Origin of the sequence: Ralstonia edaphi (assembly GCF_958350185.1) — a bacterium.
Classification (GTDB): Bacteria; Pseudomonadota; Gammaproteobacteria; order Burkholderiales; family Burkholderiaceae; genus Ralstonia; species Ralstonia edaphi.
Genome location: NZ_CATWHI010000002.1, coordinates 71,063 through 88,062, shown reverse-complemented (window position 1 = coordinate 88,062; position 17,000 = coordinate 71,063). Strand labels below are relative to the sequence as shown.

At 66.2% G+C, this 17,000-nt stretch carries 9 protein-coding genes; 5 read left to right on the top strand and 4 right to left on the bottom strand.

The genetic code is table 11. From position 1 onward, the window contains the following. Window positions 1-18: 18 nt before the first annotated feature. Window positions 19-1,614 carry an NAD(P)H-hydrate dehydratase gene (locus tag R2669_RS05540; protein ID WP_316899153.1) on the bottom strand — a complete coding sequence of 532 codons (1,596 nt, stop codon included), beginning with the start codon at window positions 1,612-1,614 and terminating at the stop codon, window positions 19-21. Window positions 1,615-1,699: 85 nt separating this feature from the next. Here R2669_RS05540 and R2669_RS05535 point away from each other — a divergent pair, with 85 nt between their 5' ends. The 4 genes from R2669_RS05535 (at window position 1,700) to R2669_RS05520 (ending at window position 12,006) form a co-directional block, all read left to right on the top strand. Further along, the gene (locus tag R2669_RS05535; protein ID WP_004626997.1) at window positions 1,700-2,269 is read left to right on the top strand and encodes a winged helix DNA-binding protein; all 570 of its coding nucleotides are present in this window, start codon (window positions 1,700-1,702) and stop codon (window positions 2,267-2,269) included. A gap of 148 nt (window positions 2,270-2,417) precedes the next feature. Then, entirely contained in the window at window positions 2,418-6,524 is a 4,107-nt protein-coding gene (gene purL / locus R2669_RS05530) for a phosphoribosylformylglycinamidine synthase (RefSeq protein ID WP_316899151.1), read from the top strand. A gap of 294 nt (window positions 6,525-6,818) precedes the next feature. Further along, window positions 6,819-10,916 carry an autotransporter domain-containing protein gene (locus R2669_RS05525; protein WP_316899149.1) on the top strand — a complete coding sequence of 1,366 codons (4,098 nt, stop codon included), beginning with the start codon at window positions 6,819-6,821 and terminating at the stop codon, window positions 10,914-10,916. Window positions 10,917-11,112: 196 nt separating this feature from the next. After that, on the top strand, window positions 11,113-12,006 hold the full coding sequence (locus R2669_RS05520; RefSeq protein WP_316899148.1) for a transporter substrate-binding domain-containing protein: 894 nt from the start codon (window positions 11,113-11,115) through the stop codon (window positions 12,004-12,006). Between the two features lie 9 nt (window positions 12,007-12,015). On the opposite strand, the gene R2669_RS05515 is transcribed toward R2669_RS05520, so the two are convergent. After that, complete coding sequence (locus R2669_RS05515) at window positions 12,016-13,254, bottom strand: serine hydrolase domain-containing protein (protein ID WP_316899146.1); 1,239 nt, start codon at window positions 13,252-13,254, stop codon at window positions 12,016-12,018. A 69-nt stretch (window positions 13,255-13,323) separates the two neighbouring features. Further along, complete coding sequence (locus tag R2669_RS05510) at window positions 13,324-14,250, bottom strand: LysR family transcriptional regulator (protein WP_316899144.1); 927 nt, start codon at window positions 14,248-14,250, stop codon at window positions 13,324-13,326. A 132-nt stretch (window positions 14,251-14,382) separates the two neighbouring features. On the opposite strand from R2669_RS05510, the gene R2669_RS05505 reads away from it, so the two are divergent. Continuing rightward, window positions 14,383-15,147, top strand: a complete 765-nt coding sequence (locus R2669_RS05505; RefSeq protein ID WP_316899142.1) for an SDR family NAD(P)-dependent oxidoreductase — start codon at window positions 14,383-14,385, stop codon at window positions 15,145-15,147. Window positions 15,148-16,161: 1,014 nt separating this feature from the next. Here R2669_RS05505 and R2669_RS05500 read toward each other — a convergent pair. Further along, the gene (locus R2669_RS05500) at window positions 16,162-16,998 is read right to left on the bottom strand and encodes an ABC transporter permease (RefSeq protein ID WP_316887878.1); all 837 of its coding nucleotides are present in this window, start codon (window positions 16,996-16,998) and stop codon (window positions 16,162-16,164) included. Window positions 16,999-17,000: the final 2 nt, after the last annotated feature.

The following is a 17,000-nucleotide window of genomic DNA, read 5'->3' as shown; positions in this document are numbered from 1 at the left end:
GCGCTGTATGACGTGTTTCTATCGGCGAACGTCCGACGCCAGCAAGGCGTTGAGGGCACGCCGCGCAGGCGCGCATAGCTCGCTTGCGTGCAGGCCGATGGGCCCGACGCCCGCCTGGACAAGATCGTCGGCGGCCCGGCCATGCAGCCATACACCGGCGAGTGCAGCTTCGCGCGCTCCCATGCCCTGCGCAAGTAGCGCGCCGATCATGCCGGTCAGGACGTCGCCCGTGCCGCCGGTGGCGAGCCCGCCATTGCCGGTGGGGTTGATGGCCGGCGCAATGCCCGGCGCCGCGATGATCGTGCCCGAGCCTTTGAGCACGACCACCGCGCCCGTCCGATTGACCAGCGCCTGGGCGGCGGCCAGCCGATCGTGCTGCACGGCGCGCGCATCGGTCTGCAGCAGGCGCGCGGCTTCCAGCGGATGCGGCGTCAGTACCAACGGCACACCGCTTCCGGCCAACTGCGTGAGTCGCGCGAGCAGCGCGGGCGTTTTCGCAAAGAGATTCAGTGCGTCGGCGTCAAACACGGCAGGCGTGTGTGCGGACAGCATGCGGTCCAGCAGATGCTCGAGCGCCGCTTCCGATTCCTTGCCGGTGCTCATGCCGGGGCCCACGGCCAGCGCCTGCATGCCGCCAAGATCCAGCGCGCCCCATGTGTGCAGCATCAATTCCGGTTGCGCGGGGTCGACACGCGGCGCGTCGGCGGCCAGCGAGGCCACGTGCACCTTGCCCGCGCCCAGATAAAGGGCACCGCGCGCCGACAGCAGCGGCGCCCCGACCATGCCCGCGGCGCCGCCCACGATGGCCACGCTGCCGTACGTGCCCTTGTGGCCGTTATGCCGCCGGCGCGGCACGTGCGCCAGCCAGCGTGACGGCGTGTTGACGAAGGCGTCTGCTTCGACCACGCCGTCATAAGCCGGTTGCGCGGCTTGCAGGTCGGCCAGCGCGATGTCGCCGGTGGCGTCACGGCCATCGCCTGTCAGCAAGCCCGGTTTGACGGCGAGGAACGTGATGGTGGCGCGCGCCTGGATCACCGGCGAATCCGGGGCGGGCGGCTGGCCGGTATCGCCGTTCAGCCCGGAGGGAATGTCCAGCGCATAGACCGGCAATCCGCTGGCGTTGATGGTGTCGACCAGCGCCGCATGCAATCCCGTCAGCGGCCGGGCGAGTCCCACACCGAAAAGCCCATCGACGATGGCTGAGGTGGCGGCTGGCACCGAAGCCGCAGCGTGCAACCGCTCGATGGGGACATTCGCGGCACACGCCTCCGTCCAGGCGCGGCGCGCATCGTCGGGCAGCTTTGCCGGGTCGGCGGCAAGCCACACGGTGACGGCGCGCCCCGCTAAATGCAGCACGGTCGCCGCAACGAGCGCATCGCCGCCGTTGTTGCCTGGGCCGGCAACGAGCAGCACATGCCCATGCGGCGCGCGCGTCTGCAGCCAGTCGGCGGCGGCTTCGCCGGCCCGGGCCATCAAGGTGAAGGGTTCCAGGGTTCGGTACGCGGCGGCTTCCAGCGCGCGGATGCCGGCCGTGCCGAACAGCAGATCGGCGCCGTTGTGCGCGGCCAGTGCGCCGTCGATCAGGATTTCGCGCCAGGCGGGGTGTGAGGACATGGCAACTACGCTTTCCACTGTGCAGACATGACGATCTATTCTCTTACAATAGCCCGCGTTTCCGGTCCTTTCCCTGCCCGTTGCAATGTCCAAATCGCCGACCACCCCGAAAGCTGATCTGCCGCAATCCGCAGCCAATGAGGACGCCGGCAAGGGCGGGCCGATCGTGTCTTCGTCACACTTGGTGTCGGCGCGCAGCCCGGAGCTGTCGGAGTTCGAGTTTGCGCTCAACACCGCCTACAACGCCTACAACCGCTGGTGCGTGCGCTGCATGGCCGCCGCCGGCGTGCGCGACCTGACCTTCCTCGACGTGCTGGTGGTGCACCACGTCAACCACCGTGGCCGCGCCAAGCGCCTGGCCGACATCTGCTTCGTGCTGAACGTGGAAGACACCCACCTCGTTACGTATTCCCTCAAGAAACTGCAGGGGATGGACTTGGTGGAAGGCACGCGCAACGGCAAGGAAGTCACCTACACGACCACCGAAGCCGGCGAAAAGGCCTGCGCCCGGTACCGCGAGATCCGCGAGCAGTGCCTGACCAGCAATATTTCGCCCAGCGGCGAGGAAAATGCCGAAATTGGCGAACTGGCGCGCCTGCTACGCGTGCTGACGGGCCTGTACGAGCAGGCGGCGCGGTCAGCCACCTCGTTGTAAAACGGCCGTTTTCGACAATTTCCGGCCGAGGCAGGCGCATTTCAGGCCGATTTGAGGGTCGGTAACAAGGGCCGGGCAAGGTACAATAGCGGTTTTCCCGCGCACGCCGGGAAGTCCCTCCTTCCAGCTACTGCCTGCCTTGCCCACCATGGCGCATTTCTCGTGCTTTCCCGGCGCTCTCGCGCTGTCCGCCTTCCGTCAGCAACGCCTGCTTTCCACCCTCAAGCGCATCGATCCGGACATCGATGCCGTCAGTGCCCAATACCTGCATTTCGTGGCCGCCGACACGCCGCTGTCGGCCGATGAAGCCGCCCGTGTGCAAGCGCTGCTGACCTACGGTTCGCCCGCCCCGGCCGATGTCGAGGGTGACCGCTTTGTGGTGATCCCGCGTTTCGGCACGATCTCGCCGTGGGCCAGCAAGGCGACGGAAATCGCCCGCCACTGTGCACTGCCGCAAATCCATCGGATCGAGCGCGGCGTGGAATTCACCGTCACGTGCAAGAAGGGCCTCATCCGCAGCCTGACCGGCGCTGCCAAGCACCTCGACGACGCCACTCGCGCCGCCGTTGCCGAGCATCTGCACGATCGCATGACCGAAACCGTCATCGACTCGCGCGAAGCCGGCTACGGCCTGTTCGACGTGTTGCCCGCCAAGGCATTGCGCTTTGTCGATATCGCCGGTGGCCAGGATGCTGGTCGTCGTGCCTTGGAAGCCGCCAACGTCGAGATGGGCCTGGCGCTCTCCGACGATGAAATCGACTACCTGGTCGACGCCTACCGCAAGCTCGAACGCAACCCGACCGACGTCGAGCTGATGATGTTTGCGCAGGCCAACAGCGAGCACTGCCGCCACAAGATCTTCAACGCCGACTGGACCATCGACGGCGAAACGCAGGACAAATCGCTCTTCGCGATGATCCGCAACACGCACCAGCTTGCGCCGCAGGGCACGATCGTCGCGTATTCGGACAACGCCGCCGTGATGGAAGGCGGCATGGCCGAGCGCTGGTTCCCGCATGCGGGCACCGAAGGCGAGACGGGCGTGCCGCAATACGGCCGCCGCGAAGCCCTCACGCATACGCTGATGAAGGTGGAGACGCATAACCACCCGACGGCCATTTCGCCGTTCCCGGGCGCGTCGACGGGCGCGGGCGGTGAAATCCGCGACGAAGGCGCGACGGGCCGCGGCGCCAAGCCCAAGGCCGGTCTGACAGGCTTTACGGTGTCGAACCTGCTGCTGCCGGAAGCCGTGCAATCGTGGGAAAACGCGCGCGATACCGCCCAGCCCGTGGCGCACCGCAATCCGAATGAAGCCGCACCGGGCCCCGTCGGCAAGCCTGACCGCATCGCCTCGCCGCTGCAGATCATGATCGAAGGCCCGATCGGCGGCGCCGCGTTCAACAACGAATTCGGCCGGCCCAACCTCGGCGGCTACTTCCGTGTCTACGAGCAGAACGTCGGCGGCACCGTGCGCGGCTATCACAAGCCGATCATGATCGCCGGCGGCATCGGCAACATCGATGCCGGCCACACGCACAAGCACGGCCTGCCGGCCGGCACGCTGCTGATTCAGCTGGGTGGCCCCGGCATGCGCATCGGCATGGGCGGCGGTGCTGCCAGCTCGATGGCCACCGGCACCAATACCGCCGACCTGGACTTCGATTCCGTCCAGCGCGGCAACCCCGAAATGCAGCGCCGCGCGCAGGAAGTCATCAACGCGTGCTGGGCGCTGGGTGAGGACAACCCGATCCTGTCGATTCACGACGTGGGCGCGGGCGGCATCTCCAACGCCTTCCCGGAACTCGTCGATGGTGCCGACAAGGGCGCGCGCTTCGACCTGCGCCAGGTGCATCTGGAGGAGTCCGGCCTGAGCCCGGCAGAAATCTGGTGCAACGAATCGCAAGAGCGCTACACGCTGGCGATTGCCCCCGGCGATTTCCCGCGCTTCCAGGCCATGTGCGAGCGCGAGCGCGCGCCGTTCTCGGTGGTCGGTTTCGCCACGGACGAGCAGCAACTGCAAGTGGTCGACAGCGATACCGCAGCCGATCTGCCCGAGCACTTCCCCGTCAACATGCCGATGGACGTGCTGCTCGGCAAGCCGCCGCGCATGCACCGTGATGTGCGTCGCGTCGCGCAGGAACTGCCGGAAGTCGATGTCACCGGCCTGGACCTGGAAGTCGTTGCACGCGACGTTCTGCGTCATCCCACCGTCGCCAGCAAGTCGTTCCTGATCACCATCGGCGACCGCACGGTCGGCGGCCTGAACACGCGCGACCAGATGGTCGGCCCGTGGCAGGTGCCGGTGGCCGACGTGGCCGTCACCACGCTCGACTACAAGGGCTACGCCGGCGAGGCGATGACGATGGGCGAGCGCACGCCGCTGGCCGTCATCAACGCACCGGCATCGGGCCGCATGGCCATCGGCGAGTCCATCACCAACATCGCCGCTGCGCCGATCGACTCGCTCACGCAATTGAAGCTGTCGGCCAACTGGATGGCCGCCTGCGGCGTGAACGGTGAAGACGCCCGCCTGTACGACACCGTCAAGGCCGTCGGCATGGAGCTGTGCCCGGCACTGGGCATCAGCATTCCGGTGGGCAAGGATTCGCTGTCGATGCGCACCAAGTGGGAAGACGAAGGCGCAGCGAAGGAAGTCGTCGCGCCGGTCTCGCTGATCGTCTCGGCGTTTGCCCCGGTGACGGATGTGCGCAAGACGCTCACGCCGCAGCTCAAGCAAGTGGAATCGGCCAACGCGCCGGCAGACACCACGCTGATCCTGATCGACCTGGGCCGCGGGAAGAACCGCATGGGCGGCAGCATCCTGGCGCAGGTCACGGAGCAGATCGGCAACAGCGTGCCCGACGTGGACGACGCCGAAGACCTCAAACGCTTCTTCGCCGCCATCCAGCAACTGAACGCGAGCGGCTCGCTGCTGGCGTATCACGACCGTTCCGATGGGGGCCTGTGGGCGACCGTCTGCGAAATGGCCTTCGCCGGCCACTGCGGCGTGTCGATCAACGTCGACATGCTCACGCTCGACGGCGCGCATGAATCCGACTACGGCGACGCCAAGAACTGGGCGCAGCAGGTCTCCGGCCGCCGCGCCGACCTGACGCTGCGCGCGCTGTTTGCCGAAGAACTCGGTGCCGTCATCCAGGTGCCGCTGGCCCAGCGCGACGCTGTGTTCGCGGTGCTGCGCGAGCACGGCCTGGCTGGCTGCAGCCACGTGATCGGCGCGCCCAACGCCAACGACCACATCGAAATCTGGCGCGACGCCAAGAAGGTGTTCAGCGCGTCGCGCATCGAACTGCAACGCACCTGGACGGACGTCTCCTGGCGCATCGCCAGCCTGCGCGACAACCCCGAGTGCACGCAGAGTGAATACGACCGCATCCTCGACGCTGAAGACCCGGGCATCTCGCCCAAGCTCACGTTCGATATTGCGGAAGACGTGGCCGCACCGTTCATCGCCACGGGCGCCCGCCCGCGCATGGCGATCCTGCGCGAGCAGGGCGTGAACTCGCAGATCGAAATGGCCTACGCGATGGACAAGGCCGGCTTCGACACCTACGACGTCCACATGAGCGACCTGCTGGCCGGCCGCACGAACCTCGCCAGCTTCAAGGGCTTCGTCGCCTGCGGCGGTTTCAGCTACGGCGATGTGCTCGGCGCGGGCGAAGGCTGGGCGAAGACGATCCTCTTCAACAGCATGCTCGCCGAGCAGTTCGCCGCCTTCTTCAACCGCACCGATTCGATTGCGCTGGGCGTGTGCAACGGCTGCCAGATGATGGCGAACCTCGCCCCGATCATCCCGGGCGCCGGCGCATGGCCGAAGTTCACGCGCAACCAGTCGGAGCAATACGAAGGCCGTCTGGTGACCGTGCAGGTGGAGGCATCCCCGTCGATCTTCTACGCGGGCATGGAAGGCAGCCGCATCCCCATCGTCGTCGCGCACGGCGAAGGCTATGCCGACTTCTCGCAGCAGGGCGACATCGGCAAGGTGGCCGTCGGCCTGCGCTACGTCGACAACCGCGGCGAAGTCACGCAGACCTATCCGCTGAACCCGAACGGCTCGCCGCAGGGCATTGCTTCGGTGACGACGCATGACGGCCGCTTCACGGCCCTGATGCCGCATCCGGAACGCGTGTTCCGCGCCGTGCAGATGAGCTGGCATCCGAAGGAATGGGAAGCCGCCGGCGACGGCAGCAGCCCGTGGATGCGGATGTTCCGCAACGCGCGGAAGTGGATGGCGTAAGCAGTCCGCTCAGCAGCAAAATGAAAAACGCGCCGGGGCGACTCGGCGCGTTTTTTTTTTTCCTTCCGCCGGGCCGATTGAGCCCGCGCAGCCACCCTGACCAATAGCCCGGGCAATATTTCCCAGGCAAGTGTTATATTTCGCGCGCATGCGCCCCGGCCTATGAGCCGAAAACGCAGTACCCGCCGCCGGCGCGCCAGAGAACGACAACACAAAAACGGGTCACCCGCGCCACGGTCCTGCCTCTCAACGGCCAGCGCCCGACCCATGGGTCTATGCAACGAGGGGATCGACATGAACCGGGTCTATCGGCTGGTCTGGAGCCGCAGCTTGCGCGCTCCGCAAGTGGTGTCCGAATGTACAAAGGCGTCGCACGGGGGCGTTGACGCTGGCAACGACACGACCCATGCGCGGCGGCGCGCATCCATCATTTCAATCGGCGTATCGCTTGGGCTGGCCGGCGCAGCGCTCCCAGGCTGGGCCGCGACCTGCTCGCCCAGCACGATCGCAAACTGCAGCGCGGCCGGCGGCGCCGGCATCCCAGACCGCAGCGGCAATGGGGGCAGCGGCAACGGCGGTGGCGGCGGTTCGTCCGGGCTGGGCAACGGCGGCGCAACGGTGCAGATCCCTGGCGGTGCAACGTCAGGCGGGACTGGCGGCACCGGGGCCCTCAACGACAGCGGCCAAAACGGCCCCGGCGGGGCGCCTGCAGTGGTGCTCGCTGGCGATGCGGTGGTCAATACGAACGTACAGGGCGGGTCGGGCCAAGCGTTCGACGGATTCAATTTCGCTGGCGGTGCCGGGGGCGGCGGCGCCGGCGTGTACTCCACGGGCACCAGCGTCACGGTCAACAGCGGCAGGACCGTTCAGGGTGGCGCCGGCGGAAATGGCGGAGCCGGCACATCGGGGCCGGCCTCCAACGGCGGCGGCGGCGGCGGCGGTGGCGCTGCCCTGGTGATGGTGACGCCGGCGGCCGATGTCAACAACCAGGGGACGCTGGTCGGTGGCAATGGCGGTAACGGAGGGGGCGGCGGAAACCCGGGCGGCGGCGGTGGCGGTGGCGATGGGTTGCTGACCTTGGGTTCCGGCACCCAGGTGACCAACATTGGGACGATCGTGGGCGGTGTTGGCGGCGCTGCGGGTGGCGGCGGCAGCACGGCCGGTGCCAGTGGCGCGGGCGTCAACCTGGCTGCCGGGTTCAACGTGCTCACCAATGTCGGCACGATTACCGGCGGCGCGGGCAACGGCGGTGCCGCGGGCGCGGGTGTCATCGCCAACGGCGCGGTCATCGTCAATGGCGGCACGATCAGCGGCGGGTTGTTCAGCGACGGCGTGACGCGGGCGGCAGCCATCCAGTTCAACGGGACGAACAACACGCTGCAACTGGTGACGGGTTCCAACATCATCGGCAACCTCGACGTGGCAGCGGGCGCAGTGGCCAAGATCACCGCCGGCAGTGCAGGCCTCTCGTTGTCCAACAACGTCACGCTGGGCGACGCCACGTCGCGCGTCACACTCGATTCGACGACGACGAACCTCGTGGTGTCAGGCGTCATATCGGGCGCGGGCAGCGTGGGCGTCACCGGCAGTCGAACGATCACGCTGACGGGCGACAACACCTACACCGGCGCGACCACCATCACCACCGGCACGCTGCAGATCGGCAACGGCGGCACCACGGGCTCGGTGGCGGGCAATATCGTCAACAACGGCACGCTCGCGTTCAACCGCAGCGATACGGTCACGTACGCCGGCACCATCAGCGGCTCCGGCAATCTGGTGCAGGCCGGGGCTGGCACGCTCACCATCTCGGGCACGGCGGGCTATGCCGGCAGTACCACCATCAATGCGGGCACGCTGGCGTTGTCAGGCGCCGGCAGCATTGCCGCCTCCAGCGGGGTGGTGAACAACGGCATCTTCGATATCTCTGGGACGACCTCCGGCGCCACCATCAACGCATTGACCGGCACAGGCACCGTCGCCCTCGGTGGCCGGACGCTGACGCTGGCCAATGCAGCCGGCACCTTCAGCGGAGCCATTGGTGGCGCGGGCGGCCTCACGGTCGCGGGTGGTACGCAGACGCTGTCGGGTGTGAATGTATTCACCGGCGCAACGACGATCAGCGGTGGCACGCTGGCGTTGTCGGGCGCCGGCAGCATTGCCACTTCCGGCGGCGTGGTGAACAACGGCACGTTCGATATTTCGGGGACGACCTCCGGCGCCACGATCAACGCATTGACCGGCACAGGCACGGTCGCCCTCGGTGGCCAGACCCTCACGCTGACCAACGCAGCCGGTACCTTCAGCGGCGCCATTGGCGGCTCGGGTGGCCTCACGGTCGCGGGCGGTGCGCAAACGCTGTCGGCAGTCAATGGATGGACGGGGGCGACGACGATCAGCGGCGGCACGCTGGCGTTGTCAGGCGCCGGCAGCATTGGCGCCTCCAGCGGGGTGGTGAACAACGGCACCTTCGATATCTCCGGGACGACCTCCGGCGCCACGATCAACGCACTGACGGGCTCAGGCACGGTCGCCCTGGGCAGCCGGACCCTCACGCTCGCCAACGCGGCGGGTACTTTCAGCGGCGCGATCAGCGGTACGGGCGGCCTCACGCTGGACGGCGGCACGCAAACACTGTCCGGCCTGAACACCTATGGCGGTGCAACGACGATCAACGCCGGCACGCTGGCGTTGACGGGTGCCGGCCGCCTGGCGTCGGGTACGACGATCACGCTCACGGGCGCAACTTCGGCACTCGATCTGTCCGCAGGCGCCAACCAGACGGTCGCGCATCTCTCGGGCGTGGCCGGCAGCCGCGTGGTGCTGAATGGCAGCGCGCTGACGCTGGCTGACGATTCGTCTCAAACCTTCAGCGGCAGCCTGGGCGGCAATGGGTCGTTGATCAAGCAGGGTACGGGCACGCTCACGCTCAACGGTGTCAGCAGCGGCTTCTCGGGGTCGACCACGGTGGCTGGCGGCACGCTGGCCGTCGGCGACGCGGCAAACGCCAGTGCCGTGCTTGGCGGCAATGTCCTGGTGAACGCGCTGGGCACGCTGCGCGGCCACGGCACGGTTTCGGGCGACGTGAGCAGCAGCGGGGTGGTCGCGCCGGGCGGCTCCATCGGCACGCTCTCGGTGGGTGGCAACTACACGCAGGGCTCGACTGGGACGCTCGCCATCGAGGTCAGCCCGACGGAGGCCTCGCAACTGCGTGTGGGCGGTGCCGCGGCGCTCGGCGGGTCGCTTGCCATCGTGTTCGATCCGGGCACCTATACCGCGCGCCGCTACACCGTGCTGAGCGCCGGCAGCGGCGTGACCGGCCGCTTCGCAAACGTCAGTACGGCAACGGCAGGCGCCAACCTCGGTACGTTGCAGACCTCGGTGGACTACGGAACGAATGCGGTCGATCTGCTCCTCGCAGAAGCGACAGCGCCCGGCACCCCAGGCAGCCCGACCGTGGTCGCACCGACAAAGACCTCCATCTACACGGCGCTAGGCACCACGGCGCTGCTGCAGGCGCAGGGCGCCAACGCCGCGCTGCTCGGCCGGTTGTCCGGGCCCCAAGGCGCGCTGGGCGGCTCCAACAACGTATGGGCTACGGCCAGCGGCTCCAGCACGAAGGTGGGCGGCACGGGCAATGCGCCCGGCTTCCTGACGCACGCCTACGGGTTCCTTGCAGGAGCGGAGGGCCGCATGGGCGCAGCCACCGTGGGCGCCGCGGGCGGCTACACGCACACCACGCTCGGCGAAGACACCACCGGCGCATCGGGCGCCATCGACACGCTCCGCGTGGCCCTTTACGGCGCGCAGCCGATGGGTGCCGTCAACCTGTCGGCCACGGTCGGCTATGGGCTCGATTTCTTCTCGCAGAAGCGGCCGTTCGGCAGCGTGGGCACCGCGGAGGGCGACCATCTCGCGCACGAATTCACGGCCGCCACGCAGGCCAGCTTGCCCATGGAGATGGGCGGCCTCCGCCTCGCGCCGCACGTGGGCCTGCGCTACGCCTATGTGCGCGGCAGCGGCTTCGGTGAGGACGGCGCCAACGGCCAGAACCTGCAAGTCGGCCCGGACAGCGCCCGCAGTCTCCAGCCGTATGTGGGCGTCACGCTCGACAAGGCCTTCGGCGATGTGCGGCCCGTCAACGTGCAGCTTCGCCTGGGCTATGCGCACGAGCTGATGAACGCCGGCCGCGTCGTCCAGGTGCAGAGCCAGGACGGCACCGTGTTCGCGGCCCCGGGCACCGATCTGCCGCGTTCGTTCCTGACGACGGGAGCGAGCGTCACGCTCCAGGCAGCCAAGGCAACCACGGTGTCGTTGGGCGTGGATGCCACCATCAACACGAGCCACGTGTCTGCGCAGTCTGCGTACGTGCGGGTCAACCACAAGTTCTGACGGAGCAGGGCGTGCCGATGCGCACGCTCAGGCGATCCACGAACAACGCGCCGGGGCAACTCGGCGCGTTTTTTCTTATGCGTGCTGCCAGGCGTGTCGGGCATGTTGACTTGCGTCAATGGCAAGAACGGCATGGCGTCTAGATTCCGTAGAGAGGGGCTTTAGTAGAGCGCGGGACGCATCCACGGAGACGCACATGAACACGATACGCATACTCGCTTCCACGCTGGTCGTGGCGGGCCTAACGGCAACTGTGCAGGGCATCCACGCCCAGACGCTGGAAAAGATCGCTGCGGCAGACAAGATCACGGTGGGTTATCGCGAAGCGGCGGTTCCGTTCAGCTACTTGCTGGGCCCGAACAAGGCCGTCGGGTTTTCCGTCGACCTGACGCAAGCCATCGTCGACGATGTGCGTGCCCGGTTGAAGAAGCCGTCTTTGCAGGTCGACGCGATTCCCGTCACCGGCACGAATCGGATTCCGTTGCTCGTCAACGGCACCTACGACCTCGAATGCGGATCGACCACCAACACCAGCGCGCGCGGCAAGGAGGTGGCCTTCTCAATCAACTTCTTCTACGCAGGAACGCGCCTGTTGACCAAGCGCGATTCGGGCATCAAGAACTACACGGACTTGGCCGGCAAGACCGTCGCCAGCACAGCCGGCAGCACGAACGAAAAGGTGCTCAAGAAATTTGCCGTCGAACACAACATCGACGTCCAGATCATTTCGGGCAAGGACTATGCGGACGCGCTGAAGCTGGTCGAAACCGGCCGCGCATCGGCATTGGCGCTCGATGACGTGCTGCTGTATGGCTTGCGCGCCAACTCCGCAAATCCTGCGGCGCTCGAAGTCGTGGCGGAAACCCTGCAGGTCGAGCCGTATGCATGCATGGTCCGCAAGGACGACCCCGCCTTCAAGCGGCTCGTTGATGCCACCATCAAACGCCTCATGAAGTCCGGCGAGTTCACCGCGCTGTACAAGAAATGGTTCGAGTCGCCCATCCCGCCGGCCGGGGCAAACCTCGACATGCCGATGAGCGATGCGCTGCGCGCCAACCTGAAAAAGCGCAGCGACAAGCCGGCGCTGTAAGCGCACCCGCTATCGACCAAACCGTTCGACGACACCGCGCCACAACGCTTCCCGCTCAGCGCCCAGGTGCGCGCCGCTCGCATCGCCGGCCGCGTCTTGCCCCACGGCGAGATGAACCATGGTGAGCCTGGATTGCGGGTCGACGTAGATCGCCTGCCCATGGATGCCGAGCAGCACGAACCGCCGCGCTTCGCCGGGCAGAAGCCAGACCTGGAAGCCGTAACCGTAGTAGCGGCCGCCGTGATACGTCATCTGCCCGGGGCGAAACGCATCGGGCTGGCGTGCTGCGTCGGTCATGTCGAGCAGGAACTCACGCGGCACGACTTGCCGGCCTTGCACCACGCCATCGTTGGCCAGCATGGACCCGAGACGCGCGTAGTCCCGCGCCGTCGCATTGAAGCCGCCTTGGGCAAACGCCGATCCGTCGGATTGGCGCACGAGGTAGGTCGCCTTGGCTTCGGCCCCCATCGGCTTCCATAGCTTGTCGTCAACGAATTCGCACAGGCTGCGGTGCGTCGCCGCCTGCAGCACCAGCGCCAACACTTCGGTTTGCGCGCCCGCGTAGTTGAAACGCGTGCCCGGTGCGTCGGCGCGCTCGTTGACCTGGGCCGCTGCCGCGAGCACGCCTTGCTTTGCTGCCGTCTTGAGAAAACGTGCCCGGTCGTCAGTGGGGGTGTAGTCCTCGACGTACTTCGCGCCGGAGGCCATGCGCAGCAGATCGACGATGCGCGTTCCCCCGTACAGCGTGCCCGCAAGCTCGGGCACGTATTGGTCAACACGGTCATCCAGCGAACGCAGGCTTCCATCCTCCAGCGCCTTGCCGATGGACAGTGCCACCAGCGTCTTGGCCATCGAGTTGGACAGCATGCGCATGTCTCGCGTGCGGTCATAGCCGTAATGCTCGGCCAGGATGACGCCGTCCTGAACGATCAGCACAGCGGTCGCGCGCTGATGCTCCATGTAGTCCGCAAGCGTGTAGTCGTGGTTGCGGAAGCGATAGCGGACATCAGCCTCCTTGTCTGCGATCTTGAGCTGCACCGGTTGGTCGGCCGGCGCCAGTTCGCAAGACGGCGAGATACGGTCCATGCCGCTGAACGCCCCCACGATGTACTGCGCCTCGTGGATGCGCGCCGCGCTTGGCGCAAGCGGATAGCCTTGCGCCTTGCCGAGTCGATCTTCATCGGGAGAGGCGATGGCGACACTGCACGCGAGCAGCGCGCACGTTGCGCAATATCGGAGAGCTTTCATGACCGGGGCAGGGGTGAGGTTGCGGGCGGCGGCAAGCCGTGAGACTACACCGGCCGCAAGTCGGCGTGCCTACGCATTCATGCCCAGCGGTTCCAGATACGGGCCCAACAACTCGCTCATCCAGTTCATGAAGACCTGCACCCGAACCGGCAGATTCCGCCGGTTCGGATACACCAGCGACACCGGCATCGGCGGCGGCCGAAAGTCGGGCATGACGTCGAGGAGCGTACCGTCCGCAATCGCCGACGACAGCCCCGCGTACACCGGCGCCTGGATCATCCCCAGCCCCGCGCGGCACGCTGCGTCGTAGCTCTCGGCCGAGTTGACCGTCACCGCGCCTTTCATCGGCCGGAAGGCGGAGCGGCCGTCCACCGTGTATTCCCACCCCGGCGACTTCGTCCCCAGCGTCTGCACGTAATGGACGATGCGATGGTGGTCGAGGTCATCGAGCGTTTTCGGCATGCCATAGCGCTCGATGTAGGCGGGGCTGGCGCAGTTGACCTGGTGCAGCTGGCCGAGCGGGCGGGCAATGAGGCTGCTGTCGGTCAGGGTGCCGATGCGCAGTACGCAGTCGAAACCTTCGCGCACTGGGTCCACGCGGCGGTCGGTGCTGGAGAGTTCGATTTCCAGCTCGGGGTGGGCATCGAGCAGCGCGGGCAGGGCGGGGATGACGATGCGGCGTGCAACGCCCACCGGCATGTCGACGCGCAGGCGGCCGCGCAGCGCCTGCGGGCTCTGGCGGAACATGGTCTGCAGTTCGTCCATGTCGGCCAGCAGGTCCTGGCAGCGCTCGTAGAACGTCTGGCCGTCCTGCGTGAGCTGCACCTTGCGGGTGGTCCGGTGCAGCAGACGCGTGCCGAGCATCGTTTCCAGCTGCTGCACCGCCACCGAGGCGGCCGGCTTGGGAATGCTCAAGGCTTCGGCCGCGCGCGTAAAGCTGGCAAGTTCAGCCACGCGCACAAAAATCTGCATGGCTTCGAGTCGGTTAGTGGACATGGCGGGGTGGGCTGATTGTTATCTGTGGACAAACACAGCGATAGGATAAGCGAGATTTATTCTTTGTTTGTCGCCCAATACCATGCTCTCACGGTGTTCGACACCCATCTCAAATCCAACCGGAGAGCAAACATGACACAGACCCATACCCCCATCGCGATCGTCACCGGCGGCAGCCGCGGCCTTGGCAAGAACATGGTGCAGAAGCTGGCCCAGCGCGGTACCGACGTGATCTTCACCTACCGCAGCAACCGCGCTGAAGCCGACGCCCTCGTCGCTGAACTGACTGCCCAGGGCCGCCGTGCCGCCGCCTTGCAGCTCGACGCCGGCAAGATCGCCACGTTCCCCGCCTTTGCCGAGGCCGTGCGCGGTGTGCTGGCGCAGTGGAAGGCCGAGCGTTTCGATTACCTGGTCAACAACGCCGGCGTTGGCGTGCATGCCGCCGTGGCCGAAACCACCGAAGCCCAATTCGACGAGCTGATGAACGTGCATTTCAAGGGCGTGTTCTTCCTCACGCAGATCCTGCTGCCGCTCATGGCGGACGGCGGGCGCATCGTCAATATCTCGTCGGGGCTGGCGCGCTTTGCGCTGCCGGGCTATGGCGCGTATGCGGCAATGAAGGGCGCGGTGGAGGTGCTCACGCGCTATCTGGCGAAGGAACTCGGCCCGCGCGGCATTGCCGTGAACGTGGTTGCGCCGGGCGCCATCGAGACCGACTTTGGCGGCGGTGCCGTGCGCGACAACGCGAGCCTCAATGCGATGGTGGCGTCCAATACGGCGCTGGGGCGCGCTGGGCTGCCGGACGATATTGGCGGTGTGGTGGCCTCGTTGCTGTCGCCGGATAACCGGTGGATCAATGCGCAGCGTATTGAGGCGTCGGGCGGGATGTTCCTGTAAGCAGCGGCAGACCGCGACACTCTGCGGTCTGCCGTCCCGCTGTCGAGCTCTGAGCTCGGGGCGCCGAGCAAAAAGGTCCGTGTGTCGAGCTCCGAGCTCGGGGTGCCGAGCAAAAAGCTCCATGTGTCGGGCTCTGAGCTCGGGGCGTCGAGCAAAAAGCTCCGTGTGTCGAGCTCTGAGCTCGGGCTGCCGAGCAAAAAGCTTCATGCGTCGAGCTCTGAGCTCGGGGCGCCGAGCAAAAAGGTCCATGCGTCGAGCTCCGAGCTCGGGGCGCCGAGCAAAAAGCTCCGTGTGTCGAGCTCTGAGCTCGGCGTGCCGAGCAAAAAGCTCCATGTGTCGGGCTCTGAGCTCGGCGTGCCGAGAAAATTGCTCCGCGTGTTGAGTTCGGAATTTGGAACTGGTGGTTTGATGGGTTGGCGCGGCGGCGCATCCTTTGTTTCTCCCCCTGCCGGGGGCGACTTACTTTCTTTGTCTTGCCAAAGAAAGTAAGCAAAGAAAGGCGCGCCCGAGATGGCGACTTCCCCTTGGATTTTTGTAACCGGGCGGAGACGGGGAAAACTCGCTGCGCTCAGACAGTTCCCCGTCTTTTTTCCGCCCGCTTACAAAAATCCAAGGCGCCATCAAGGGCAGGAACGTCAACGGCCACACCGTCGGTGTGCTGGCCTGGGTGGCACTGGTTTGCTGCTGGTGTTGCTTGCTTTGCTTTGCGTTGTGCTGTTGGTGCCTGCTGCACTGGTGATCGATGGTTTGGCCTTTGACGTTCCTGCCCTATGCGGCGCCTTGAATTTCTGTTGCAAGGAGGAAAAAGGAAGGGAAACTGTTTGAGCGCAGCGAGTTTTTCCCTTCCCCTCCTTGCGACATAAATTCAAGGAATCTTTCGCCGCATCGGGCGCGCCTTTCTTTGCTTACTTTCTTTGGCAAGACAAAGAAAGTGAGTCAGCCCCGGCAGGGGATGAAACAAGAGATCCACCACAAGAAACAACCCAAAACCAACAACCCCAAAACCCAAAACCCTTACGCCACCGCCTTAGCCGCAGCCCGCCCCCGCAGCCACTCAAACGTCAACAGCAGACACGTCGAGAACACAATCAAGATCGTCGCCAGCGCCGCAATCGTCGGCGAGATGTTTTCGCGAATACCCGTGAACATCTGACGCGGCAGCGTGACCTGATCCGCCCCCGCCAGGAAGAGCGTCACCACCACCTCATCAAACGACGTAGCAAAGGCAAACAGCGCCCCTGAAATCACGCCCGGCGCGATGACGGGCAGGGTGATGCGGAAGAACGTCATGACCGGGTTGGCCCCCAGCGACAGGCTCGCCCGCACGAGGTTGTGATTGAAGCCCTGCAGCGTCGCCAGCACGGTCGTCACCACAAACGGCACGCCCAGCGCCGCATGCGCGAGGATCAGCCCGATATACGTATTGGCCAGCCCCAGCGGCGCGAAGAACAAGTACATGCCGACGCCTACGACCACCACGGGCACGATCATCGGCGACACCAGCACGGCCATCAGCAGACCCTTGCCGCGGAAGTCCGCCTTGTTCAGCCCGATGGCGGCCAGCGTGCCGAGCACCGTTGCGACGATCGTGGCGGCGGGGGCGACGATGAAGCTGTTCTTGGCCGCCATGCGCCATTCGTCCGACGTGACGAGGTTCTGATACCAGCGCAGCGAATAGCTCGGAATCGGGTACGAGAGGAACGTGCTCGACGAGAACGACAGCGGCACGATCACGAGCACCGGCAGCACAAGGTACAGCAGCGTCAGCACGGCCAGGCCGCGCAATGCGAAGTACCAGACGCGCTCGATGAGCGAGGTGTGCGGGGCGAACATCGGTTTGGCGAGTTTCATGT